This window comes from Burkholderia sp. MSMB2157WGS (assembly GCF_001532755.1).
Classification (GTDB): domain Bacteria; phylum Pseudomonadota; class Gammaproteobacteria; order Burkholderiales; family Burkholderiaceae; genus Burkholderia.
Genome location: NZ_LPJG01000021.1, coordinates 264,690 through 289,441 on the forward strand (window position 1 = coordinate 264,690; position 24,752 = coordinate 289,441).

Genomic DNA, 24,752 nt, shown 5'->3' on the forward strand with positions numbered 1-24,752 from the left:
AATTCCTGAAAGCTTGGATCAGGCATTCCCTTTTGTCGTCTCTTTGTTGGACGAACTCGGACTGTCGCTTACAAATCCGGGCAACGCCAAGATAACTGCATGGAACGATAGTGGTGACCAAGTGGAGCTTGCCACAGAAAAAGTGCATTTGGCGGTGATCTCTGGATCTGTTCGTAATATTCAGTTCTGGAGAACTGTCAGCGAAGACGTGTTTGTTGCGTGGGAGAATGCACAAGTTGGGTGTCTTTTCTCATTCTACTTGGACGGGTTGGATCCCGCTTTCGCAGTTTTGTTGGCGTCAAGATTGGCAGAGTCAGTATTAACGACGTTCCGGTCCAGATGCGATGACGGTGATGTATTGACTATTTCATTTGAATAGTTCGTAGCATTTCAGACGGTTTCAGGTGGTTGTCTTGCCGACCTTGCGGTCAGTATGAGGTGGCCGGTGCGACGGCTGCGCAGAACGAGGGGCTGAACATTCTGGGAAGCCATGACAGCAGAACGAAAGCGAGAAATTTGTGGTAAAGCCAACGCCGTAGGGTGCACTGGTCAATCAGGGACCACAACGTTGGGCCAGTTGGTGTGACATCCGTGGGTTAGCTCCAGGCAACCCACGGGAATATCGTTCCGACGGAACTTCTTACTTTGCCGTGAGGTTGGGATGGATATTATGAGGTTCGAAGTTGAAGGAAAGCCACCCATTGATAACGTTCGCGAGGCGCAGGTGGTTCGAGCCATCAAGGCATTGAAGAGCTATGGACCGTCGTCATATGCGTCTATTACTGACGCTGATGGTAATTATGTTCAGGTTGCAGGAGGAGGGGCGTCGTGCATGGTGGAGCGTTACGTCGTTAAAGATTCGAAACGCACGCGTGCCTATCACGATAATCCAAGCCTTATCCGACCAGATGGCACAATTCTTTCGTTCCGAGCAGGTAATATCCCGTTGCGTTCAGATGAATGGTTCATGGCAAGCCAAGTTGTTGAGATTTTTCTTTCATTTGTCAATGGAACAAAATTTCCGACCTATTGCCATTGGCGCGATTCGCCCGGGTTCTGAAATTGACTTCCGACTCCAATGAGAATGATAGATAGATTAGATGGCGCGGGTGAGGTGAGATCATGTCACGGTTTCGCAAAGCGAACGCGGTTTCGGCTGTCTCGGTGGTCAAGGAATCGTGTCCAGTTTGCGGAGAAGGGTGTGTTTTGGTGGCTGTCGAGAAGGACGGTCACTCTCTCTCTTCGTGATATGTGAAGATTGTGAGTCGGAATGGAGTACCCCCATCGGATCGTCTGATGCGTCGCTAGCGACGCGTGAAAAGCACACGTTTCTCCGGTACTTGGAGCCTGTTGATCTTATTAGCCATCAATGGCATTCGCAGATGCTGAATGCTTAGCTCCTCGATACGGAAAGGGCATGACCACTTGCCCTAGTTTGATGGATCAATATCCGAGTGGCGATCGAACCAGCTAGTGGAGGCGGAGGTGTTGTGACCGCGGTACCAACGAACGTTGCGAGGAACCATAGGTGACAGTAGATGAGTCTCACCTTGATGAGTTGCCCCGACTACTTCAGGAATCGCTCGCGGCGATTGAAACGGAACTGTCCGAGCAAGATCGGAGTGATGTCCGTGAATATCTTGACCATGGCGAATACGGGGGCGCATATGAACTGCTGGCATTCGTATTGGATAAGCAGAAGCTGCCACAACCTACCGCGCTGATTGTGGCCGGCAGGAAAATGGGAAAATGTTGAGCAGAAGAGACTCTGCGCAGACTTAGAAGTAAAAAAATGAAAAACTTTCCGGGGTCGAGACGGATGATTTATCGAAAACCGCTCCAACATAGCTTAATGCTGACGTGGCTTGGCGTGTCTTGCTCTGCTTTTGCGTCAGGCATCGTCGCGGATGGAGGCACCGCAACGTCTATTTCGACAGGTGCGACGGGGCGACAGACCGTCAACATCGCGCCTGCCATCGGCGGTGTTTCGAACAACACCTATTCGTCGTTCAACGTCTCGAAAGCCGGCGCGGACCTCAACAACGTCGGCATCAACGCGCGCACGATCGTCAATCAGGTCACGAGTACGAACCCGTCGCTGATCCAGGGCAACATCAACGTCCTCGGCCCGCGCGCGAACGTCATTCTGGCCAATCCGAACGGTGTGACGATTGACGGCGGAAGCTTCACGAACACTGGCCACGTCGTGCTGTCGACGGGCCAAGTGAGTTTCACCGACGTGACGCTTGCGCCCGGTACGGTACAGCGCAACGTCGTGCTGAACACGGACCGCGGTGCGATCACGATCGGTGCGGGCGGCCTGACGGGTGACCTGATCGGCCTCGACCTTGTCGCCAAGCAACTGGCTGTGAACGGGCCGGTCACGAATACCTACGACAACAAGACTGGCGTGCCGAGCTTTATTCGTGGCATGGTCGGCAGCAGCACGACAAGTTGGAACGGCGGGATGTCGCCCACTGACAACGGACACGACTGGCGGATCGGTGCGTCGTCTCCTGGTGCGACGAGCAAAGCGCTCGCCGTCGACATTACTGCCGCCGGCGGTCTAACCGCCGGACGTGTCGAACTGGTCGTCACCGATCAGGGAGCAGGTGTGCGCAGCCTCGGCAAGCTCTACGCGAACGCTGGCGATGCCGTGGTCACGTCGACTGGCGACGTCACGATTGCCGACAACCAGTTTTTCGGCGCACATGACGCCTCGATCTCGACGACCGGCGCGGTTACGCTACAGGGCGCGCAACTGAATGCCGGAAACAACGCGACGGTTCATGCGGGCTCGATCTCGCTTTCGGACGATGCAGCCGGCCCGTCGACGATCAGTGCAACCAACGCTGTCAATCTGGCGAGCAGCGGCGACATTACGAATGTCGGCAGCGTGATTCAGGCGGGTACGACGACAAATGGCACACCTTCCGGCGGCGACCTGACGCTGAACGCGGCCGGCGATATTCGCAACGGATCGAGCGCGAGCAATCAAGGCATCATTTTCTCGGCCAATGGCAAGACGTCGCTGACTGCGGGCGGCAACATCGTCAACGATAATGCGCGCGTCGCATCGAACGGCGGCATGAGCTTGACGGCGGCCGGCGACGTGCTCAACGTCATCGATCATTCAGGTGGCACGAACGGCGGTCAGTCGACGACATACACGGATCGAGGCGGCAGCTTCCTGTTCTTCACGCATTCGACGACGGGCGTGAACGTCGACTACGGCACCGTCGACCGGCCCGACCAAATTGCCTACCTCGCGACGACGAGCGGGCCGTTGACGATCACCGGGCGGAACGTGACAAACTCGGGCGGTGTGATTCAAGCGACTGGCGGTGATATCGCCATTGCTGCACAGAATGCGTTCACGAATGCGGCCGTGTTCTCGGGGAAGGCGAACTATTCGCGCAGCTGCTGGATCTTCTGTCACGCCAACGCGTCGAGTAGCGTCACGCCCTACGGCGGCACGATTCAGGCGAGCGGCGGTTCGCAATCCGGCGCGGGCGGCAACATCTCGATCAAGAGCGGCACCGTCGCGCGCAACGTCGGCGGGAATGTCTTCGCAACGGGTGACATCAAGGTCGACGCGCCCGTCACCTACGCGCAGGGGGTGACCGGCTACTCGGCGATCAATCAGGATCGTGGTTTCAAGGCGTTCTTCGGTAGCACGTGGGCGCAGTTGATCGCGATGGATATCGGCGGCAGCTTTGCCGCGAACGGACAGGTCTTTCTGACCGGAGACGGCGTGATCGACGGCGGCTCGTTCAGCGGCGGAAAGGGTGTCACGGCTGCTGGCGGCATCACTACCGTGCGTGCGCTGTCGCGAACGCCGGTCTCGATCGATCAGCACTTGGGTTTGACGACGTGGTGGTGGCGTTAAACGAATGAACTATCGAACGAAAAATCGCCTCGACATAGTCGTCGTCGCTTTTCTGACTATCACGGTCGTCTTCGCCGCATCGATAAGCGGCGCGACCCGCAACGCCACGTCGGCTCACGGGTTTCTGCACGCACAACAACGATGAAAGCACCCGTCTTCCCCCGATACAAGCTACCGCTGCTGATCGCGAGCCTCGCTGCGTGGTACATGCCGGCGCATGCGCAAACGGTGCCTCCGGCGGTCCGGCCGGTGCAGGACCCTGCGCAATTGATCATCGAGCAGCAGCGCGAACAGGCGCGCCAGCGTCAGCTCGAGCAACCGCCGCCTTCGGTGACTGTCCCTCCGCCGGCCGATACGGCGCTAGACGTTCCGCTCGGTACGCCGGTCGACGCGATTATCGAAAGTGGCCCAACGTTTCGGGTCGGACAGATCCTGCTGCAATCGGCCGACGGTAAGCCGTTCGAGTCGCCCGGCGGTATATCGCGAACGAAACTTGATTCAATCATCGGAGAGTTTGCGAATCACGATCTCGGCTCGCATCGGATCAATGTGCTGCTGAAACGTCTCACGGATGCCTTCGTTTCGGCAGGTTACGTGACGACGCGCGCACTGCTTGGCAAACAGAATCTGTCGTCAGGTACGCTCACGGTCACGATTCAGGTCGGTCACGTCTCGGCATTTGTCGTCAACGGGCAACCGATCCATCGCCTCAAACCCGGTGAAGCTTCGGCAGGTGGCGGCTGGTTCACCGACGTCGGCTATGCGAATGCATTCCCTGTCTCGCCCGGCGATCCACTTCGTCTACCGGACATCGATCAAGGCGTCGCGCAAATCAACCGACTGCGCCGCAATCAGGCCGCGGTACAAATTCTGCCGGGCCAGAATGCCGGTGACTCGATCGTCGCCATCGACAACAAGCCAGGCGACCGGCTGTATTTCAATCTCGGCGTCGACAACTACGGCAGCGCCGCAACGGGTGTGACGCGCTATCGGGCCGGTGTCGAAGCGAACAACCTGCTTGGTTTGCAGGAATCGTTTAGCGTCAACTTCCTCGACAGTCAGGACAGCAACGCGCTGGTGAGTTCTTTTGCCGTGCCGTTCGGGCGCAGTACGTTTAGCTACACGATTGCGGACTCCGAGTATCAGCAGCTGATCGGCTCGACGGCGCTGCTCTATGGTCGCACGCTCTCGCATATTTTCGGCTGGAATTATCAGTTCGGCAGAACCGTGAGCGACATCACCAGCATCGACACGACGCTCTCTTGGCGTCGCACAGATCGAACGATCAACGGAGCAGACCTCGATCCGCAGCGCGTTGCCGTGTTACGAATCGGCGGCAACTGGCTGCACAAGTTTGTGATGAATGACGCGCAGGGGAATTTCACCGTCAATGGCGGAGTGTCTCAGGGTCTCCCGTGGTTCGGCGCAAATCACGATGAACATGGCATTGCGCGCGACGCGGCGCATAGCCAGTTCACCAAGCTCGATGTGACCGCGACGGTGACGTTGCCACTGCCCAGGCTGAACGGGGCAGTGCTGGTGTACCGTGGCGTGTTGGGTGGCCAGTACACGAATACAGCGCTGTACGGCTCGGAGCAGCTCTATCTCGGTGGCATGGATACGATCCGCGGCTTTCGGTCGGGTGAAATCGCCGGGGACCGCGGCCTCTACGCGCGTAACGAGCTCGCGTGGGTGAACGTGCCGATGTGGAAGGAAGGTCGTATCGAGCCGTATATGTTTCTCGACGCCGGCAAGACGAGCCTGATCGGCGCGTCCGGCTTTCCGACGCTCGCCGGCATCGGCGCCGGGCTGCGGGCGCAATGGCAGTGGCGTAAGCAATCGTTGTCGGGCGAGGTGTTGGTCGGCCGCGCGTTGACACAGCCGGCCGCACTTGGCAACAAGGCGACACTGGTGCTAGGTACCTTGAATTGGTTTTACTAGGACGGCTTTGGTCGTGTCCGGTTACCCCTCAATGTCGGACACTTTGAGTAGCGGCGGAGGTCGCTGTGCCTTCTTATTCAAGCAGGAGCATTGAACATGCAAACGACGTTCAACCGAATGCTGATCGCGACCGCGATTGCATGGCAATTGGCGTTGCCTGTCCAGGCACACGCACAATCTTCGACATTGCCGACCGGCGCTGTCGCAATGGTGAACGGTACGCCAATCACCAAGGCGGAGGTCGACGCGGTGTTGCAGGCATCTCGCCAGCCTGATACGCCGCAGTTTCGCCAAGCAATCAAGAACCAACTGATCGCGCGCGTTTTAATTCAACAAGCGGCCGACAAAGCGAACTATGGCAGCAAACCAGAAGTGCAGACCGCTATTCAGCTTGCGAAATCGACCACCGAGACGCAACTTTTCGTGCGCGACAACGTGAAACCGGAACCGGTTACAGATGCCCAAGTGAAGGCTCGATATGACGAGATCGTTGCATCGCTCGGAAAGGAGGAGATCAAGCCGCGTATTATCGTGACGAAGGACGCCGCGACTGCCACGACGGTGTTGGCCGGCTTGAAAGCAGGGCAGTCGTTCGACGCACTGGCTCGTCAGTACAGCCAGGCGCCGACCGCTGCTGCCGGCGGTGAGCTGCCGTGGGTGAGTTTCAAGATGCCAGTGACGGACGGGAATACGCAAGGATTGCCCGTCGCAGTTGCGCAGGCGATGACACAGTTGCCCGCAGGTGGCGTGACGCCTCAGTCGATCGCACTCGGCGATGACGCCAATGGCCCGCGTGCGATCGTGAAGATCGATGCGAAGCGACCGACGCAAGTGCCGTCGTTTGATGCAGCGAAGGCGACTATTCAACAGCAGTTGCAGGCATTGGCGGTCGAGAAGGCGACAGCGAGTTTCGTCGGCGGATTGATGAAGAATGCGACGATTCAGCAGTAAGCGTCGTCAATGAAATGTCGTGGAATGCCTCAATCTCCGATCATGCAGCGAGTCCGGTAACAATGGCGTTTGATGATCGTGCAGTGAATATCAGCACGGCTTTTGAAGCGGATATGACGGGACAGAAGTAATGCAGCCAAGGGCGCACGTCATGGACGGGGCTGATGCGGACACCAAACAAAACCAAAAGGAGGCAACGATGCGGATTCTGGTAGTAGGGGCCGGCGCGGTCGGCGGGTACTTCGGCGGCCGGCTGGCCGCGGCGGGGCGCGACGTGACGTTCCTGGTGCGCGACGGTCGCGCGGCTGCGCTTGCACGCGACGGGCTGCTGATCCGCAGCCCGCGCGGCGACCTGACGCTCGCGAACGTGCAGACCGTGCGCGCGGGCGACGCGGGCGCCGGCTTCGCGCCGTTCGACCTCGTGCTGCTGAGTTGCAAGGCGTACAGCCTCGACGACGCGATTGCGTCGTTCGCGCCGTTCGTCGGCCCGCAGACGCTGATCCTGCCGATGCTCAACGGGATGCGTCACCTCGACGTGCTGCGCGAGCGCTTCGGCGCCGCGCAGGTGCTCGGCGGGCTGTGCGTGATCGCGGCGACGCTCGATCGCGAGCAGCGCATCGTGCACCTGAACGACACGCACGGCGTGACGTTCGGCGAGCTTGCCGGCGGCGAATCGCCGCGCGTGCGCGCGGTGGCCGACGTGCTCGGCGGCGCGGGCTTCGACGCGACGCTCAGCGACGATATCGCCGCGCGGATGTGGGAGAAGTGGGTGTTCCTCGCGACGCTCGCCGCGAGCACGTCGCTGTTTCGCGGCTCGATCGGCGACATTCTCGCGGCGCCGGACGGCCGCCGCCTGCTCGAAACGATGCTCGCCGAATGCAGCGCGATCGCCGAACACAACGGCCACCGGCCCGACTCGTCGGCCAGCGAGCGGATGCAGCGAATGGTGCTGACGCCGTCGCCGTTGACCGCGTCGATGCTGCGCGACGTCGAGAATCATGCGCGCGTCGAAGCCGATCACGTGATCGGCGACCTGCTCGCGCGGCGCGACCCGCAGGCGGCCGATGCGTTGTCGCTGCTGCGGATCGCGTACAACCACCTGAAGACGTACGAGGCGCGCACGGCGCGCGAGCGCGCGGCGACGTAAGCCGGTGCGGCCGGCCGCCGCGCCGTTGCGCGCCGCAACAAATTTGCCGTCCGGCGCCGTTTCCGGCCGGATCGTGCAAAAAAGTATCGGAAATCAGGCGTAAAGTTGGTGGAGCCGCGCGCTCGATCGACCTACATTGCTTCCCATGCGACCGGTCCGCATCGCCGCGCGAAACCGCCGGCGGACGCGCGAACGAGCCGAACAGGCCGGCCAGCGATACATGGGAATGGAGACGCCAACATGATGCACCCCGATCTCGAAGTGGTCGAAGTGCGACGCGACGAGTCGTTCAAGGTCTGGTCGCACGGCTATCCGTATCGCACGATCCGCTGGCACTTCCATCCCGAATTCGAGCTGCACCTGATCGTCGCGACGCACGGCAAGTATTTCGTCGGCGATCACATCGGCTCGTTCGGCCCCGGCCATCTCGTGCTGCTCGGCCCGAACCTGCCGCACAACTGGGTCAGCGACATGGCCGAAGGCGAAACCGTCGAGCGGCGCAATCTCGTGATCCAGTTCGATCCTTCGTTCGTGCGCCGCTGCATGGACGCGTTTCCCGAATGTCGCGACGCGCAGACGCTGCTCGACGATGCGCGGCGCGGGGTCGGCTTCGACGCGGCGACGAGCGCCGCGATCGCCCCGCTGTTCGACGCGTTGCTGAGCGCGCGCGGCATGCACCGCATCGCGCTGTTCATGACGATCCTCGAGCGGCTGTGCGGCGCGGCCGAGCGCACGTTGCTCGCGAGCCCCGCATACGACCAGGCCGACGTCACGCCGACGCGGCTCAGTCACGCGCTGTCGTATATCGGCAAGAACCTCGCATCCGAGCTGCGCGAATCCGATCTCGCGCAACTGACCGGGCAGAGCGTCAGCGCGTTCTCGCGCGCGTTCCATCGTCACACGGGTATGCCGTTCGTCCAGTACGTGAATCGTCTGCGGATCGAATCCGCATGCCAGATGCTGCTTGCCGACGACGCGAGCATCACCGACGTCTGTTTCCAGGCCGGCTTCAACAACGTGTCGAACTTCAACCGCCAGTTCCGCGCGGTGAAGGGGATGGCGCCGTCCGAATTCCGCGCGTTACAACGGCTGAACGCGCGCAGCCGCGAGCTGGCGCTGCATGCGGCGCCCACCGGTAACCCGCTGCCGCCGCGCGTGCTGACGCCCGGCGCACCCGAACTCGCGCCGCAGCCCGGATGATCGCCGGGCCGCCGCCCGCCCGAGTTTGCTCCGTCGTTTTACCCAGCCGATCGCGTCGCTCACGTCGCGAGGGGCGCATTCACCCACGAAAAAGCCGCACACAATTCAGGAGACACCGTCATGACGCACGCATCGCCCGCCTCATCCTCCCGTCGCGCCGCCCACCTGGCGGCCGTTGCCGCGCTCGCCGTCGCGGCCCTGCTGCCCGCCGCCGCGCACGCCGCGCCGCTGCGGATCGGCATGACGTTTCAGGAACTGAACAACCCGTATTTCGTGACGATGCAGAAGGCGCTGAACGACGCGGCCGCGTCGATCGGCGCGCAGGTCGTCGTCACCGACGCGCATCACGACGTCAGCAAACAGGTGAGCGACGTCGAGGACATGCTGCAGAAGAAGATCGACATCCTGCTCGTGAACCCGACCGATTCGACCGGCATCCAGTCGGCGATCACGCAAGCGAAGAAGGCGGGCGCGGTGGTCGTGGCCGTCGACGCGAACGCGAACGGCCCGGTCGATTCGTTCGTCGGCTCGAAGAATTACGACGCGGGCGTGATGTCGTGCGAATACCTCGCGAAGGCGATCGGCGGCAGCGGCGAGGTCGCGATCCTCGACGGCATCCCGGTCGTGCCGATTCTCGAACGCGTGCGCGGCTGCAAGGCCGGGCTCGCGAAATTCCCGAACGTGAAACTCGTCGACACGCAGAACGGCAAGCAGGAGCGCGCGACCGCGTTGTCGGTCACCGAAAACATGATTTCCGCGCATCCGAACCTGAAGGGCATCTTCAGCGTGAACGACGGCGGCTCGATGGGCGCGCTCGCCGCGATCGAGGGGTCCGGCAAGGACATCAAGCTGACGAGCGTCGACGGCGCGCCCGAGGCGATCGCCGCGATCCAGAAGCCGAACTCGAAGTTCGTCGAGACGACCGCGCAGTTCCCGGCCGACCAGGTGCGCATCGCGCTCGGCATCGCGATCGCGCGCAAGTGGGGCGCGACGGTGCCGAAGGCGATCCCCGTCGACGTGAAGGTCGTCGATCGCGGCAACGCGAAGGGTTTCAGCTGGTGAACGACGTGCGACGCGACGCGAAGGGCGGCGGCGTGGCCGACGCCCTTCGCACGGAGAAGCCGATGGATACGATACTCAGGCTCAGCCACATCACGAAAAGCTTTCCCGGCGTGAAGGCGCTGTCCGACATCGATCTGGAGATCGCGCGCGGCGAGATCCATGCGCTGCTCGGCGAGAACGGTGCGGGAAAATCGACGCTGATGAAGATCCTGTGCGGCATCCACCAGCCGGATGCCGGCACGATCGAGATCGACGGCGCCGCGCGCCATTTCGCGGACTATCACGACGCGGTCGCGGCCGGCGTCGGCATCGTGTTCCAGGAATTCAGCCTGATTCCGCACCTCGATGCCGTCGACAACCTGTTCCTCGGCCGCGAACTGCGCAACCGCTGGGGCGCCCGCGACCGCAAGCGGATGCGGGCGATGGCGGCGGCCATCTTCGCGCGGCTCGGCGTGGCGATCGATCTCGATGCGCCGATCCGCGCGCTGTCGGTCGCGCAGCAGCAGTTCGTCGAGATCGGCAAGGCGCTGTCGCTCGACGCGCGCATCCTGATCCTCGACGAACCGACGGCGACGCTCACGCCGGCCGAGGCCGAGCACCTGTTCGCGATCATGCGCGAGCTGAAGCGGCAGGGCGTCGCGATGATCTTCATCTCGCATCACCTCGACGAAATTTTCGCGGTGTGCGACCGCATCACGGTGCTGCGCGACGGCCAGTACGTCGCGACGACCGACGTCGCGCGCACCGACGTCGAGCAACTGGTGCGGATGATGGTCGGCCGCCGGATCGAAAGCAGCTTTCCGCCGAAGCCGACGCTGCCGGCCGACGCGCCGGTCGTGCTGGAGGTTCATGCGCTGCAGATCGAGCGCGACGGTCCGGTGAACGGCTTCGCGCTCCGCGCCGGCGAGATCCTCGGCTTCGCGGGGCTGGTCGGCTCGGGCCGCACGGAAACCGCGCTCGCGGTGATCGGCGCGATGCGCGCGCATCGCAAGGAGCTGCGCGTCCGCGGCGCGGTGGCGACGCTCGCCGATCCGGCCGACGCACTGCGCGCGGGCATCGGCCTCCTGCCGGAAAGCCGCAAGACGGAAGGGCTCGTCACGTCGTTCTCGATCCGCGACAACATCTCGCTGAACAACCTCGGCAAGTACCGGTCGATGCGCTGGCTGATCGACCGGCGCGGCGAGGCGCGCACCACGCACGACGTAATGCGGCGCGTCGGCGTGAAGGCGCCGTCGATCCACACCGAGGTCGCGACGCTGTCCGGCGGCAATCAGCAGAAGGTCGTGATCGCGCGCTGGCTGAACCATCACACGTCGGTGCTGATCTTCGACGAGCCGACGCGCGGCATCGACGTCGGCGCGAAAGCCGAAATCTACGGGCTGATGCGCGAACTCACCGCGCGCGGCTACGCCATCATCATGATCTCGTCCGAACTGCCGGAAATCGTCGGCATGTGCGATCGCGTCGCCGTGTTCCGGCAGGGCCGCATCGAGGCGACGCTCGCCGGCGACGAGATCGATCCCGACACGGTCATGACCTATGCCACGGCCGGCACGCGAGGAGCGACCCATGAACCTGCCTGATTCCTCTTCCACGCATTCCACGACGCTCGCGGCCACGACCGCCGATGCGCCGCCGCCCCGCGCGATGTGGGCGCAGTTGCGCCGCTCGACGCTGTTCTATCCGCTCGTGGGCCTCGTCGTCGTGTGCATCGCGATGATGATCGCGAGCCCGAGCTTCCTGTCCGCCGCGAACCTCGAAAACGTGCTGCGCCAGGTCTCGATCAACGCGATCATCGCGGTCGGCATGACCTGCGTGATCCTGACGGGCGGCATCGATCTGTCGGTCGGCTCGGTGATGGCGCTGTCGGGCACGCTCGCGGCCGGGCTGATGGTCGCGGGCGTCAACGCGGCCGCCGCGCTGGGGATCGGCATCGCGGTCGGGCTGGGCTTCGGCTTCCTGAACGGCGTGTTCGTCGCGTTCGCGGGGATGCCGCCGATCATCGTCACGCTCGCGACGATGGGCATCGCGCGCGGCCTCGCGCTGATCTACACGGGCGGCTATCCGATCGACGGGCTGCCCGACTGGGTCGCGTTCTTCGGCAGCGGCAAGGTGCTCGGCATCCAGGCGCCGGTGCTGATCATGCTGGCGATCTATGCGATCGCGTGGCTGTTGCTCGACCGGATGCCGTTCGGCCGCTACGTGTACGCGATCGGCGGCAACGAGCAGGCGACGCGGCTCACCGGCGTGCGGGTCGCGCGCGTGAAACTGATCGTCTACACGCTGGCCGGCGTCACGTCGGCGCTCGCCGCGATCGTGCTGACCGGGCGCCTGATGAGCGGGCAGCCGAACGCCGGCGTGGGCTTCGAGCTCGATGCGATCGCGGCCGTCGTGATGGGCGGCACGTCGATCTCCGGCGGGCGCGGCGCGATCCTCGGCACGCTCGTCGGAGCGCTGCTGCTCGGCGTGCTCAACAACGGGCTCAACATGATCGGCGTGAACCCGTACGTGCAGAACGTGATCAAGGGCGGAATCATCCTGCTCGCGATCTACATCAGCCGCGAGCGATCGCGGTAAAGATCGATCCATCGGTCATCCGAATCAATTGGAAAAGAGACAACTCATGACGACACCCGAAGCCCAGCCGCGCATGACCGCGGTCGTCTGCCACGGCCCCGAGGACTATCGCGTCGAACAGGTCGCGAAGCCGCGCCCCGGTACGAACGAGCTCGTGATCCGCATCGCCGCGTGCGGCATCTGCGCGAGCGACTGCAAGTGCTATACCGGCGCCAAGATGTTCTGGGGCGGACCGAGCCCGTGGGTAAAAGCGCCGGTGATTCCCGGCCACGAATTCTTCGGCCATGTCGAAGCGCTCGGCGACGGCGCGGCCGAGCATTTCGGCGTGGCGATCGGCGATCGCGTGATCGCCGAGCAGATCGTGCCGTGCGGCAAGTGCCGCTATTGCAAGTCGGGCCAGTACTGGATGTGCGAGGTGCACAACATCTTCGGCTTCCAGCGCGAAGTCGCCGACGGCGGAATGGCCGAGTACATGCGCATTCCGCCGACCGCGATCGTCCACAAGATCCCGCTTGGCGTATCGCTCGAGGATGCGGCGATCATCGAGCCGCTGTCGTGCGCGATCCACACGGTGAATCGCGGCGACGTCCAGCTCGACGACGTCGTCGTGATCGCGGGCGCGGGCCCGCTCGGGCTGATGATGACGCAGGTCGCACACCTGAAGACGCCGAAGAAACTCGTCGTGATCGACCTGATTGACGAACGGCTCGAACTCGCGCGGCAGTACGGCGCCGACGTGACGATCAACCCGCGGCGCGACGATGCGCGCGAGATCGTCCGCGCGCTCACCGACGGCTACGGGTGCGACGTCTACATCGAGACGACCGGCGCGCCGGTCGGCGTGAACCAGGGGCTCGACCTGATCCGCAAGCTCGGCCGCTTCGTCGAATTCAGCGTGTTCGGCGAGGATGCGACCGTCGACTGGTCGATCATCGGCGATCGCAAGGAGCTCGACGTGCGTGGCGCGCATCTCGGGCCATACTGCTATCCGGTCGCGATCGACCTGCTCGCGCGCGGGCTCGTCACGTCGAAGGGCATCGTCACGCACGGTTTCGCGCTGGAGGACTGGGACGACGCGATCCGCATCGCGAAATCGCCCGAATCGATCAAGGTGCTGCTGAAGCCGGCCCGCTGACGGCCGGCGTGCGCCTCACCGGAGACATCATGGAATACGTCATAGGCGTGGACATCGGCACGCAGAGCACCAAGGCGCTGCTGGTCGACCGGCACGGCACGATCGTCGCGCGGCGCTCGGCCGGTTACCAGCCCGATACGCCGCGCCCGCTGTGGGCCGAGCAGTGGCCGCAGGTGTGGTTCGACGCGGTGCTCGACTGCATCGCGGGCTGCGTGAGCGACGCGCGCGCACACGGCGTGCCGGCCGATGCGATCCGTGTGGTGTGCGTGAGCAGCCTCTACGGCGGCTCGGGCATCCCGGTCGACATCGACATGCGGCCGCTGCATCCGTGCCTGATCTGGATGGACCGGCGCGCGACCGCGCAAGTCGACTGGGTCGACGAGCACGTGAACGTCGAGCGGCTGCGCGTGATCACCGGCAATGGCGTCGACAGCTACTACGGGTTCACCAAGATGCTGTGGCTGCGCGACCAGCGGCCGGACGTATGGGCGAACGTGCGCTATTTCCTGCCGCCGAACGCGTACGTGATCTACCTGCTGACCGGCGAAGTGGCGGTCGACCACAGTTCGGCCGGCAATATCGGCGGCGTGTACGACGTCGCGCGCCGCGAGTGGTCCGACGACGCGCTCGACATGCTCGGCATTCCGGCGACGATGATGCCCGAACGGCTGGTCGATTCGACGGACATCGTCGGCGGCCTGCTGTCGCAATGGACCGCGCAACTCGGGCTGCCGGCCGGCACGCCCGTCGTCGCGGGCGGCGTCGACGCGGCGGTGGCGACCTTCGCGGCCGGCGCGACGCGTGCCGGGCAGCACGTCGCGATGATCGGCACGAGCATGTGCTGGGGCTACGTGAACCGGCATGTCGATGCGCGCCACGGCCTCGTCAGCATGCCGCACGTGTTCGACGGGCAGCGCGACCTGTACGTGTTCGGCGGTGCGATCGCGGCCGGCGCGTCGGTGGCGTGGTTTCGCGACCAGTTCTGCCACGCGGAAATCGATGCGGCGCGCCTGCTGCCGCACGGCGATCCGCATGCGCTGCTCGAGGAGGCGGCCGAGCGTGTGCCGGCCGGCGCCGACGGCGTGCTGTTCCTGCCGTATTTGATGGGCGAGCGCAGCCCGGTGTGGGATGCGAAGGCGAGCGGCGCGTTCGTCGGGCTGAGTCTCGCGCATACGCGTGCGCATCTTTATCGTGCAGTGCTCGAAGGCGTCGCGTTCGCGTTGCGCCACAACATCGAGGCCGGCCGCCGCGGCGCGGTGGCGCTGGACGATCGGTTGATCGTCGTCGGCGGCGCCGCGCATTCGGCGCTGTGGATGCAGATCATCGCGGACGTGACGGGCTTCCCGGTGTGGACGATCGAGCAGGACGTCGAAGCCGCGATGGGCGCTGCGCTGCTCGCGGGGGTCGGCGCGGGGCTCGTGTCGCGCGACGACGCGCAAGGCGGCTGGGTCACGCTCGTCGAGCGCGCACGGCCCGATGCCGACCGCGCGAAAACGTACGACGCGCGTTTTTCGCTGTACACGGCGCTGTATCCGGCACTCAAGCCGATCATGCACAGGCTGGGCACACCATCATGAACACACGATTCGATTTCGGCGGGTCAACGGTGCTCGTCACGGGCGCATCGAGCGGAATCGGCCGCGCATGCGCGGTCGCGCTGGCGCACGCCGGCGCGCGCGTCGTCGCGGCCGGGCGCGACATGGCCGCGCTCGACACGCTCGCCGGCGAGATTGCGTGCGAGACGTTGCGCATGGACGTCGGCGGCGACGAACACGCGATCGATGCCGCACTCGCTGCATACGATGCGTTCGACGGTCTCGTCAATTGCGCGGGGATCGCGTCGCTCGAACCGGCGCTCGATGTCGGAGCCGCGGATTTCGATCGCGTGATGGCCGTCAACGCGCGCGGCGCGGCGCTCGTCGCACGGGCCGTGGCCCGAAAGATGATCGAGCGCGACGGACGCGGCGCGGCGCACGCACGGGGCAGCATCGTCAACGTGTCGAGTCAGGCCGCGCTCGTCGGCTTGCCCGCGCATCTGAGCTATTGCGCGTCGAAGGCGGCGATGGACGCGATCACGCGCGTGCTGTGCATCGAGCTCGGGCCGCACGGCATTCGTGTGAACAGCGTGAACCCCACCGTCACGCTTACGCCGATGGCGCAGTTCGCATGGAGCGAACCGGAGAAGCGCGCGCCGATGCTGGCCGCGATCCCGCTCGGCCGGTTCGCGGAGCCGGACGAAGTCGTCGAGCCGATCCTGTTTTTACTGAGCGAGGCGGCGTCGATGATCAGCGGCGTATCGTTGCCGATCGACGGCGGCTATACGGCACGCTAGACCGCAGTCGCGCAAGGCGCAAGGCGCAAGGCGCGTTCGCGGAGCGGCCGCGCGCGGCTAGACCGGATCCTTGCTCGGCGGTCCGTCCGGCTGCTGCGGGTTGTCGTGATGACCGGGCGGCGACGAGAACGGATCGTCTTCCGGATCCCGGTTCGGGTCGGCCGGTGGCTCGGGCGTCGGGGTCGTGTGATCGCTCATGGAGAACTCGCGCGGTGCGTGACGGCGGCGGCGCGGCGGGCGCGCCTCGTCTCCGTTATAGCCAATCGGGCGCGGGTTTGCAGCGGGATTCTTGCGGCGGGCGGTCGATCGTCGGCGAAATCCGCTCATTGGCGGTGTTCGGTCGGGATCTTGCCGGCCTGCGCAATCGACGTCAGCGCAAATCCGCCGGTGTATCGACGTCGCGCAGGATGCCGGGGTCGTCGACGTCGAGCAGTGTCACCGGCGCGCTGGCGAGCAGCGCGCGGGCGCCTGTGTCGCCGTCGAGGGCGGCGAGCGCATCGAAATGGTGCGCGGCGAAACCGACCGGGTGGCCGCGCACGCCGCGATGCGCGGGCGCGACGATCGACGCGTGGTCGGCCTCGAGCGCGCGTGTGACCGTTTCGTAAGTGGACGCCGCGATCCATGGCATGTCGCCGAGCGCGACGAGCCAGCCGCTCGCGTCGGGCGTGGTGCGGACGCCGGCCGCGAGGCTCGCGCCCATGCCGCGCAACGCGTCGGGTGCATAGATGACCTGGCAGCCGGCTTCGTTCAGCAGGATCGCAAGCTCTTCGGCGCCGGGACGCACGACGGCGATCACGTCGGCGGTGGCGGCCGCGAGACGGCGGGCGGCGGCGACCGCCACCGGCGTGCCGTCGGGAAGCCGAGCGAGCAGCTTGCTGTGCAGGCCGCTCGGGTCGAAGCGTTGACCAAGGCCGCCGGCGAGCAGGACGCCGGTGGCGAGTGACGCATAGGACATCGGCGCGAGGGGAGTGAGGCAGGTGCTGCGATTGTGCGGGAGCACGCGGGGATCGGCAAGTGAGGATGTTACCGGGTCACGCGTGTCGGATCGGGAAAACCGTCATCGCGACGATACGTCGAGCATGCTTTCGTCGACAGGACCGCAAATTGCATGCGATTCGTTCTGCATGACGGCCCAATGGCGATCGCCGAACGAGAGATCGACGAACCCTTCGTGCGACTCCCGCAGGGCGATCGACCGGACGGCGGGATCGGAGAGCGGTATCACGGTAGCGGGCCAATGGCGCGAGGACGGTTGCGGGCCACGCGCCGATATCGAGTGGGGCGGCCGCGGTCGTTTTGGTCAGACGAATCGCCAATATGCCAGAGTCCGGCGGAGCGTGCGGTGCGGTTCGACCCACGGGCGGGCAACGCTCACCAGAGCGTCTTGACGTGCGCGTACGCGCGGATTTTTTCGTCGCGCGTGACGAGCGGCGCGCCGAGCCGCCGCGCGGTCGCGACGATCATGCGATCGGCCGGATCCTTGTGGAACGTGCCGGGCAGGTCGGTGGATTTCGCGGCGATGTCGGCATCGACCGGCACGAAGCGCATGCCGTCGATCTGCGCGACGGTGGCGAGCCATGCGTCGACATCCATCGTCAGTGCGAGGCGGTCGTTGCGAACCAGCATCGCAATTTCCCACGCGGAGATGGCGGATGCGGCGAGCGCGCCTTCGCTCCGTGCACGATCGATCGCGCTTCGCGCCTTCCTGCTGAGCGCAGGGTCGCCCGCTACCCACCACACCAATGCATGCGTATCCAGCACGATCACCGCGACGCCTCCCAATCATCTTCCGCAATCGGATCGAGAGGATTGTCGTAGCGCATGACCGAACCGCGCAATATGTCCAACGGCTGAGTTTCGCGCGAGCGATACGGCCGGATCTCGAGCGTCGGTTTGCCGTGGTCGGTGACGATCAGGCTTTCGCCCGACGCCTCGACGAGCCGGAAGTACTCGAGTGCGCGAGCCTTGAATTCGGATTTCGATACGGGAGCGTGCGGCATCATGATATGAGCATGGTCATTTGACGATGGTCATTTTAGACCCGCCTTTCGACGCGGCGCAAGCGCCGGGGCGTGACCGGCTCGCGCTACGCGTCCGCCCACTTCCTCAACAGGTTGTGATAAATCCCGGTGAGCGAGATGACCACGGGATCCTTCGCCCCTTTTTCGGCGGAAAGCGCCTGAATCTGCGTATCGAGCTGAAACAGCAGTGTGCGATCGCCATCGTCGCGCACCATGCTCTGAATCCAGAAGAACGACGCGACGCGCTCGCCCCGCGTCACCGGCGTCACGTGATGCAGGCTCGACGCCGGATACAGCACGAGATCGCCCGCCGGCAGCTTCGCGCGATGCACGCCGTACGTGTCTTCCACGCACAGCTCGCCGCCGTCGTACGCTTCGGGCTCCTCGAGAAACAGCGTCGCCGACAGGTCGCTGCGCACGCGGAAATCCGTGCCGCGCAGCAGCCGGATCGCGTTGTCCACGTGCGTGCCGAACGCTTCGCCGCCTTCATAGCGATTGAACAGTGGCGGAAACACCTTGAGCGGCAGCGCCGCCGAAAAGAACAGCGGATGGCGCGCGAGCGCGTCCTGGATCGCGTCGCCCACCGCGCGCGCGGCCGGCGAGCCTTCTGGCAATTGCCGGTTGCGTTTCGCGAGTGCCGACTGCGCGCCGGACGTCGCGTTGCCGTCGACCCATTCGGCGGCATCGAGCAGGTCGCGGCATTGCGCGACTTGCGCTGGAGTCAGTACGCCGGGGATATGAAGCATCATGTTGCGGACTCCATTGCGTGCGGCGCCAGTTGCATGGCCGCCGCACGAAAAGCGTCGACCGGCGACTGTGCGAGATACGCGCGCATCTTCGCGACGAACGCGGGTGTCGCGGTGGCCGGCACGCGCGCGAGCCAGACGAGCGCTTCGTCGACGCGCCCGCGCTCCGCGAGCAGCCGCGCATAGTTGAACTGGCCGCGGAAGTCGCCGGCAACGGCGGCGCGGCGATAGTGGTCGAACGCGGCGTCGGTGTCGACGGGTACGACCCAGCCGTCCTCGTAGAAGCCGCCGATCAGGTTGATCGATTTCGCATGGCCGAGCGCGGCCGCGCGGCGGAACCAGTCGAGCGCGTCGGTGCGGTTCTCGTCGACGCCGTTGCCGAGCGCAAGGGCAGTCGCGTAGTTGTACATGCCCCAGTCGAGGCCCGCGTGCGCGGCGAGCCGGTACCAGTACACGGCGACCGGCGCGCACGCGGCCGTGCCCCAGCCGAACTCGTAGCAGCGCCCGAGCATGTTCATCGCCATCGGGTGGCCGGCCCGCGCCGCGTGCCGGAACCAGTTGAGCGCGGCGGCCGGATCGCGTGCGACGCCGTGCCCGTCGAGCAGGTACTGCCCGTAGACGGCCTGCGCGTCGACGATGCCGTGGTCGGCCGCCGCCGCGACCCACGCGGCGGCGCGCTCGGGCGGCCCGGCCAGGATGTCGGCGAACGCGCGCGGCGATACCGACGCGAGCGCCTTCAGCGATACGGCTTCCATCGATCAGTAGCGCGCGTTCAGCGTGACGAACGCCGAGCGGCCCGGGGCGATCGACGCATAGTGCGCCGGATACGCCTGATCGAAGTAGGTGCGGTTGAACAGGTTGTTCACGTTCAGCTGCAGGTCGAGCTTCTTGTTGATCCGGTACTGCGCCATCGCGTCGAAGCGCCAGTACGACGGCACGGCGCGCAGGTTCGCGGGATCGCCGAACACTTCCGACATGTAGAACGCGCCGCCGCCGACCGTGAACTTCGGCGTGACGTCGTAGTTCGACCACATCGTGAGGCTGTGCTTCGGCGTGTTCGGGAAGCGGTTGCCGTTGTTCGCGGCGTCCTTGCCGTTGTCGCGCAGTTCGCTCTTCATGTACGTATAGCCGCCGAACACTTGCCACTGCTTCGTGATCTGGCCGGCGAGGCCGAGCTCGAGACCCTGCACGCGCTTGTTGCCGACCATCGCGTACTGATTGTTCGGCAGCGTCACGCGCGCGTTCGTCGTATCGATCTGGAACAGCGCGGCCGTCAGCGACAGCTTGTCGTTCAGCACGTTCCACTTCGTGCCGAGCTCGATACTGCGGTTCTTCTCGGGCGCCATCTGGTCGGCGTTGGGCCCGACGCCGCCGCGGCCCGGCGTGAGCGATTGCGTTTCGCTGCCTTCGCCGAGTAGCATGCCGGCGGGCGTCGACGACGTCGCATACGACGCGTAGATGCTGCCGTTCTGCGCGGGCTTGAACACGAGGCCGGCTTGCCAGTTGAACAGCGTGTCGTCGCGCGTATAGGTCTTGCCGCCGTTGGCCGCGGTATCGGTGAAGCGGGTCGAGTAGTCGTCGACGCGTACGCCGGCGTTCACCTGCCAGCGCGGCGTGAGCTCGATCGTGTCGAAGCCGTAGATCGACTTCGTCGTCGTGCGCGCATGCGCGTAGTCGTTGTTGCGCGTGATCGAACCGGCCCACGGGTCGTTCGGGTTCGGCGACCAGAGGCTCGTGCAGTTGTAGCCCGACGGCGCGCCGATGCCTTTCTGGCAGATCGTGCCCTTGTCGGTCGCGACCGTGTACGAATCGCGCTTGCCCCATTCGCGCGACAGCTCGATACCGGTCGTGAAGCTGTGCTTGAACGGGCCCGTACGGAATTCGCCGAACAGCTCGGTCAGGTTCGCGAGGCTGTTGATCGAGCTGTCGCGATTGTTGTTGCGGCGCCAGACCTTGCCGTTCACCACGTTGCCCTGGCTGTCGTCCGGCTGCGTCCAGATGTAGTCCTGCGTCGATTCCGTGTAGCGCGTGGTGTTGCGCACCGTGAGGTTCGGCGTGATGTCGTGCTCGATCTTGATCGTGCTGATGTCCGACGTCGTCTTGCGGAAATCGCGGTCGATCAGGCCGTAGAAGTTGTGGCGATCGACGGGCGCCGGATAGATCGTGCCGACGTTCGCGGGCTTGTTCGAGGTCGTGTAGAAGTACGGGATGCCGCCGTCGGGCATGTCGTCCGTCTGCAGGTGGTAGTAGCTCGCGGTCACGCGCGTCGGCGTGCCGAGGCCGAACGCGATCGACGGCGCGACGCCCCAGCGCTCGTTGTTGACGGCATCGCGGCCGGCGACGTCGTTGTTGTGGCTCATCAGGTTCAGGCGGAACGCGGCGTGATCGGCGAACTGCCAGTTGCCGTCGGCGGTGAAGCGGCGATAGCGGTCGGTGCCGAGGCCCGCGCTCGCGGCGGCCGTCGTGCCCAGATGCGGGGCCTTCGTGATCAGGTTGATGCTGCCGCCGGCGCCGCCGCGGCCGCCGTACGCGCCATCGGAGCCCTTGGTGATCTCGACGCGCTCGGTGTTGAAGACCTCGCGCGTGGTGGCGCCCGTGTCGCGCATGCCGTCGACGAACATGCTGCCCTGCGTGTCGTAGCCGCGGATGAACGGACGGTCGCCGAGCGGATTGCCGCCTTCGCCGGCGCCGAACGTGATGCCGGGCACCGTGCGCAGCGCTTCGGTCAGCGTTGCCGCGCCGCTGCTCTGGATCAGTTCCTGCGGGATCACGGTGACGGATTTCGGCGTGTCGACGAGCGGCGCGGTGAATTTCGCGGAAGCGGAAAAGTCGGCCTTGTAGCTGTGCTCGGTCTTGCCCTGGATCTCGATCGGCGCGAGGTGGCCTTCGGTGCTGGCGGGCGCCGCGGGCGGCGTGCCGTCGGCGAACGCGGGGCTCGCGGCGAGCACGCTGCACAGGGTGGTGAATTTACCGAGCTTCAGCTCGTCGGGACGGGACTTCATGGTGCGCTTCGACCTCGCGGTGTGGCCCCGGGACGCTGCGGAAATGTGCATGCCGCCGGGAATTATTACGATTTGTTTTCAGGCGGCATTCTATGTAATTTTTGGTTGAATGAGAAGCGTTCTTGTTATCGTTTGTAAGGGAATCGTTGACGAATGTTGCGGAGGGGTGGCGGCGGCTGGTCGGCGGAATTGGCTGATCGGCCGGGGCGAACGGCTTGATCGCGGCCACGCGCTAGTCGAGACGATGGGGCTTCGAGCGATCGATTGGCGGGCGCGGAAACTTCCGGTTGCCGGCCGCCATCAACCGCGCCGAAACGAAAAACGCGCCGTGCAATGCGGCGCGTTTCGAACCGAGCGAGCGTGCCCGCTGCGCCAGCCAATGGCAGGCGGGCGCGACACGCCGGTGCGGCGTCAGTCGATGCCGTGAAACACCGCATCCTCCGGCCCGAGGTACGCCGGCGGGCGCCACGTCGCGTCGCGCATCGAATGCTGGACGAGGTTCTCGACGCCGAGCAATACCGCGAAAATCGCCATCCGCACCGGAATGCCGTTGTCGGTCTGCCGGAAGATCGCGAGACGCGGGTCGCGGTTCAGGTCGACCGACAGGTCGTTCGCGCCGGGCCGGCTGTCGCGCGGCAACGGATGCATGATCAGCGTGTCGGGCTTGCACACCGAGTCGACGAGCGCCTGGTTGATCTGGAAATCCGGCGTGTAGCCTTCGAACGACTCGTCGGTGAAGCGCTCCTTCTGGATCCGCGTCGCGTAGACGACGTCCGCTCCGCGCAGCCCGGCCGCGAGGTCGTTCGTCTGCTCGACCACATGGCCATTCGTCGCGATCTGGTCGACGATGTACGCCGGCATCTCGAGCGTCGGCGGCGACACGAGCGTGAACTTCAGCCCGCGGTACAGCGCGAGCAGCTTGACCAGCGAGTGCACGGTGCGGCCGTACTTCAGGTCGCCGACCAGCGCGATGTGCGCGCCGTCGACGATCTTGCCGAGCCGCGAAAACTCGCGCTGGATCGTATAGAGGTCGAGCAGCGCCTGGCTCGGGTGCTCGCCGGGGCCGTCGCCGCCGTTGATCACCGGCAGGTTGGTCGCGCGTGCGAATTCGGCCACCGAGCCTTTTTCCGGATGGCGGATCACGAGCGCGTCGACGTAGCCGGCCATCACGCGGCTTGTGTCGTAGATCGATTCGCCCTTGGCCATCGACGAGAACGTGAAGCCCGTCGTGTCGCACACCGAGCCGCCGAGCCGGCAGAAGGCCGCGCCGAACGACACGCGCGTGCGCGTGCTGGCTTCGAAGAACAGGTTGCCGAGCACGGCGCCTTCGAGCACCCGCGAAATCTTGTGGCGTCGCGCGATCGGCTGCATGACGTCGGCCACGCGGAACAGCGCCTCGACCGAATCCCGCGAGAACTGGTCGACCGAGATCAATTGCGGCTTGCCTTCGAACAGGAATTGCTTCGCGAGCCCTTGTTTGTCTACGCTTTGCGTATAGTTTTCGCCGTCCGGCGCCGAGCGTTCGACGATTTCCGACACGAAGCGCTCGACGATCTCCGGCATGCCGCGCGATTCCTGCGAATCGTCCGGAAGCAGCCAGGTATCCAGCGCGCGTCGGCTGACGCCGATGCGATTCGCGAATGCCTCGCGGGTCATGTTGAGGCGGCGCATCGCGTCGCGGAGGAAGGCTTGCTGGGGGACGGTCATCGGCGGCTCCTGGGCGGAAAATATACGCGATGCGTATATTAGTGGGTGGCGCGATGAAGTCAAGAAAAATCTGCGAGCGCGCGGGGCCGTACTGGCGCGCGCCTCCTTATAATCAGGTCAGGCCCCGTGTCCGGCAGCGTGCCGGGCGCCACGCCACAAACGATTCGCCCGGTCGGGCTTGTTAATTCGAAGGAGAATGAGAATGACGCGTACGATTGCTGCAATGCTGCTGGTGGTGACCGCCGCGCTCGCCGGTTGCAACACGGTCGCAGGCATGGGCCAGGATATTTCGAAGGGTGGCCAGGCGATCAGCGATTCGGCCGAAAAGGCGAAGTAAGCCGATCGGTTCCGGAATGCAGAAGGCGCCGGGTCTTTCCGCGATTGCGGGAAGGCCCGGCGCCTTTTTTGCGCCCGACGCGACGTCGGTGGCGTCAGGCGCGTTCCACGAACGCGTAGCGGCCTTCGACCTTGCGCGGCGTGAACCAGCCGTAGTCGGGGAACAACCGGTTGCGGACGAACCACACGTAACCGACGAGCACGGCCGTGATCGCGAGGCTCGGCAGCGCGGACGACGGATCGCGCCCGAGATCGGCGACGGTCTTCGGCATCTGCAGCAGCGACAGCAGGATGAACGCGTGATACGCACCGACACGATGGGTCGCGAAGCCCCAGATGAACAGCAGCGACAGCGGGACGGTCAACGCAAGGAAGACGGTGACGAGGACGCCGCCGGCGCCGGACGCGAAGAAGTAGTACGCAAGCATCAGGCTGATGACCAACTGGGCGACGCCGAGGCCGATCAGGATCCGGATGTGCACCTTGTTCTTGCGGCAGCGTTCGGGATCCGGGCGCGACGCGATCAACTGCGCGAGCACGCGATCCTTGAGCCCCTGTCCGGACAGTTCGGCCAGCGCGTCGGCCTTCCTCGTTCCCGCGGATAGCAGCACCGCGATTCTTGTTTTGGCTTCCTTCCTGTTCATTGCGTGGGGATTGTCGTTCGATGGTTGTCAAAGGGCCCGGCCACGCGAATATTGCATCTTGC

24 protein-coding genes are annotated in these 24,752 nt (G+C 64.7%); 15 read left to right on the forward strand and 9 right to left on the reverse strand.

The window, feature by feature from the left end:
- Window positions 1–13 precede the first annotated feature (13 nt).
- The 14 genes from WT53_RS33510 to WT53_RS14645 all read left to right on the forward strand — a co-directional run bounded on the left by WT53_RS33510 (window position 14) and on the right by WT53_RS14645 (window position 16,234).
- Entirely contained in the window at window positions 14–379 is a 366-nt protein-coding gene (locus tag WT53_RS33510; protein ID WP_155294365.1) for a hypothetical protein, read from the forward strand.
- Window positions 380–670: 291 nt separating this feature from the next.
- Window positions 671–1,060, forward strand: coding sequence for a hypothetical protein (locus WT53_RS32405; RefSeq protein WP_080747707.1), 390 nt, complete (start codon window positions 671–673; stop codon window positions 1,058–1,060).
- Window positions 1,061–1,528: 468 nt separating this feature from the next.
- Window positions 1,529–1,756 carry a hypothetical protein gene (locus tag WT53_RS33515; RefSeq protein ID WP_155294366.1) on the forward strand — a complete coding sequence of 76 codons (228 nt, stop codon included), beginning with the start codon at window positions 1,529–1,531 and terminating at the stop codon, window positions 1,754–1,756.
- Between the two features lie 96 nt (window positions 1,757–1,852).
- The gene (locus tag WT53_RS14595) at window positions 1,853–3,889 is read left to right on the forward strand and encodes a filamentous hemagglutinin N-terminal domain-containing protein (protein ID WP_257127840.1); all 2,037 of its coding nucleotides are present in this window, start codon (window positions 1,853–1,855) and stop codon (window positions 3,887–3,889) included.
- Window positions 3,890–4,096: 207 nt separating this feature from the next.
- On the forward strand, window positions 4,097–5,830 hold the full coding sequence (locus WT53_RS14600) for a ShlB/FhaC/HecB family hemolysin secretion/activation protein (RefSeq protein WP_060260335.1): 1,734 nt from the start codon (window positions 4,097–4,099) through the stop codon (window positions 5,828–5,830).
- 96 nt (window positions 5,831–5,926) lie between these two features.
- Complete coding sequence (locus tag WT53_RS14605) at window positions 5,927–6,781, forward strand: peptidyl-prolyl cis-trans isomerase (protein ID WP_034204456.1); 855 nt, start codon at window positions 5,927–5,929, stop codon at window positions 6,779–6,781.
- A 199-nt stretch (window positions 6,782–6,980) separates the two neighbouring features.
- Complete coding sequence (gene panE, locus WT53_RS14610; RefSeq protein ID WP_034204457.1) at window positions 6,981–7,928, forward strand: 2-dehydropantoate 2-reductase; 948 nt, start codon at window positions 6,981–6,983, stop codon at window positions 7,926–7,928.
- Window positions 7,929–8,168: 240 nt separating this feature from the next.
- The gene (locus WT53_RS14615) at window positions 8,169–9,128 is read left to right on the forward strand and encodes an AraC family transcriptional regulator (protein ID WP_034204458.1); all 960 of its coding nucleotides are present in this window, start codon (window positions 8,169–8,171) and stop codon (window positions 9,126–9,128) included.
- A 120-nt stretch (window positions 9,129–9,248) separates the two neighbouring features.
- Window positions 9,249–10,190: a substrate-binding domain-containing protein gene (locus WT53_RS14620; RefSeq protein ID WP_034204459.1), complete on the forward strand. Its 942-nt coding sequence runs from the start codon at window positions 9,249–9,251 to the stop codon at window positions 10,188–10,190.
- A gap of 62 nt (window positions 10,191–10,252) precedes the next feature.
- On the forward strand, window positions 10,253–11,773 hold the full coding sequence (locus WT53_RS14625; protein ID WP_034206138.1) for a sugar ABC transporter ATP-binding protein: 1,521 nt from the start codon (window positions 10,253–10,255) through the stop codon (window positions 11,771–11,773).
- Window positions 11,760–12,767 carry an ABC transporter permease gene (locus tag WT53_RS14630; protein WP_034204460.1) on the forward strand — a complete coding sequence of 336 codons (1,008 nt, stop codon included), beginning with the start codon at window positions 11,760–11,762 and terminating at the stop codon, window positions 12,765–12,767. The genes WT53_RS14625 and WT53_RS14630 overlap by 14 nt, the downstream gene beginning before the upstream one ends.
- Window positions 12,768–12,813: 46 nt before the next feature.
- Window positions 12,814–13,902 (forward strand): alcohol dehydrogenase catalytic domain-containing protein, encoded by a 1,089-nt coding sequence (locus tag WT53_RS14635; protein WP_034204461.1) that lies wholly within the window; start codon window positions 12,814–12,816, stop codon window positions 13,900–13,902.
- 29 nt (window positions 13,903–13,931) lie between these two features.
- A complete protein-coding gene (locus WT53_RS14640; RefSeq protein ID WP_060260404.1) occupies window positions 13,932–15,479 on the forward strand; it encodes an FGGY-family carbohydrate kinase in 1,548 nt (515 codons plus the stop codon).
- Window positions 15,476–16,234 carry an SDR family oxidoreductase gene (locus WT53_RS14645; RefSeq protein ID WP_059823152.1) on the forward strand — a complete coding sequence of 253 codons (759 nt, stop codon included), beginning with the start codon at window positions 15,476–15,478 and terminating at the stop codon, window positions 16,232–16,234. The genes WT53_RS14640 and WT53_RS14645 overlap by 4 nt, the downstream gene beginning before the upstream one ends.
- 57 nt (window positions 16,235–16,291) lie before the next feature.
- Here WT53_RS14645 and WT53_RS33860 read toward each other — a convergent pair whose 3' ends face one another.
- The 8 genes from WT53_RS33860 to WT53_RS14690 all read right to left on the reverse strand — a co-directional run bounded on the left by WT53_RS33860 (window position 16,292) and on the right by WT53_RS14690 (window position 23,710).
- The gene (locus tag WT53_RS33860; RefSeq protein ID WP_012339712.1) at window positions 16,292–16,432 is read right to left on the reverse strand and encodes a hypothetical protein; all 141 of its coding nucleotides are present in this window, start codon (window positions 16,430–16,432) and stop codon (window positions 16,292–16,294) included.
- Between the two features lie 172 nt (window positions 16,433–16,604).
- Window positions 16,605–17,189, reverse strand: coding sequence for an NTP transferase domain-containing protein (locus WT53_RS14655; protein WP_059823150.1), 585 nt, complete (start codon window positions 17,187–17,189; stop codon window positions 16,605–16,607).
- A 416-nt stretch (window positions 17,190–17,605) separates the two neighbouring features.
- Window positions 17,606–18,001 (reverse strand): type II toxin-antitoxin system VapC family toxin, encoded by a 396-nt coding sequence (locus WT53_RS14665; RefSeq protein WP_034206140.1) that lies wholly within the window; start codon window positions 17,999–18,001, stop codon window positions 17,606–17,608.
- Window positions 17,998–18,237, reverse strand: a complete 240-nt coding sequence (locus WT53_RS14670; protein ID WP_034204466.1) for a type II toxin-antitoxin system Phd/YefM family antitoxin — start codon at window positions 18,235–18,237, stop codon at window positions 17,998–18,000. Before WT53_RS14670 ends, WT53_RS14665 begins: the two co-directional genes overlap by 4 nt.
- An 83-nt stretch (window positions 18,238–18,320) precedes the next feature.
- Entirely contained in the window at window positions 18,321–19,004 is a 684-nt protein-coding gene (locus WT53_RS14675; RefSeq protein ID WP_060260339.1) for a Fe2+-dependent dioxygenase, read from the reverse strand.
- Complete coding sequence (locus tag WT53_RS14680) at window positions 19,001–19,756, reverse strand: tetratricopeptide repeat protein (RefSeq protein ID WP_060260342.1); 756 nt, start codon at window positions 19,754–19,756, stop codon at window positions 19,001–19,003. Before WT53_RS14680 ends, WT53_RS14675 begins: the two co-directional genes overlap by 4 nt.
- A gap of 3 nt (window positions 19,757–19,759) precedes the next feature.
- Window positions 19,760–22,003 (reverse strand): TonB-dependent siderophore receptor, encoded by a 2,244-nt coding sequence (locus tag WT53_RS14685; RefSeq protein ID WP_060260344.1) that lies wholly within the window; start codon window positions 22,001–22,003, stop codon window positions 19,760–19,762.
- 411 nt (window positions 22,004–22,414) lie between these two features.
- The gene (locus WT53_RS14690; RefSeq protein WP_059780605.1) at window positions 22,415–23,710 is read right to left on the reverse strand and encodes an aspartate carbamoyltransferase; all 1,296 of its coding nucleotides are present in this window, start codon (window positions 23,708–23,710) and stop codon (window positions 22,415–22,417) included.
- Window positions 23,711–23,912: 202 nt separating this feature from the next.
- Between WT53_RS14690 and WT53_RS14695 the strand changes: the two genes are divergently transcribed.
- Window positions 23,913–24,047, forward strand: coding sequence for an entericidin A/B family lipoprotein (locus tag WT53_RS14695; RefSeq protein WP_034204471.1), 135 nt, complete (start codon window positions 23,913–23,915; stop codon window positions 24,045–24,047).
- Between the two features lie 94 nt (window positions 24,048–24,141).
- Here the strand turns inward: WT53_RS14695 and WT53_RS14700 are convergent, their stop codons facing one another.
- Window positions 24,142–24,690 carry a hypothetical protein gene (locus tag WT53_RS14700; protein WP_034204472.1) on the reverse strand — a complete coding sequence of 183 codons (549 nt, stop codon included), beginning with the start codon at window positions 24,688–24,690 and terminating at the stop codon, window positions 24,142–24,144.
- Between the last annotated feature and the right edge of the window lie 62 nt (window positions 24,691–24,752).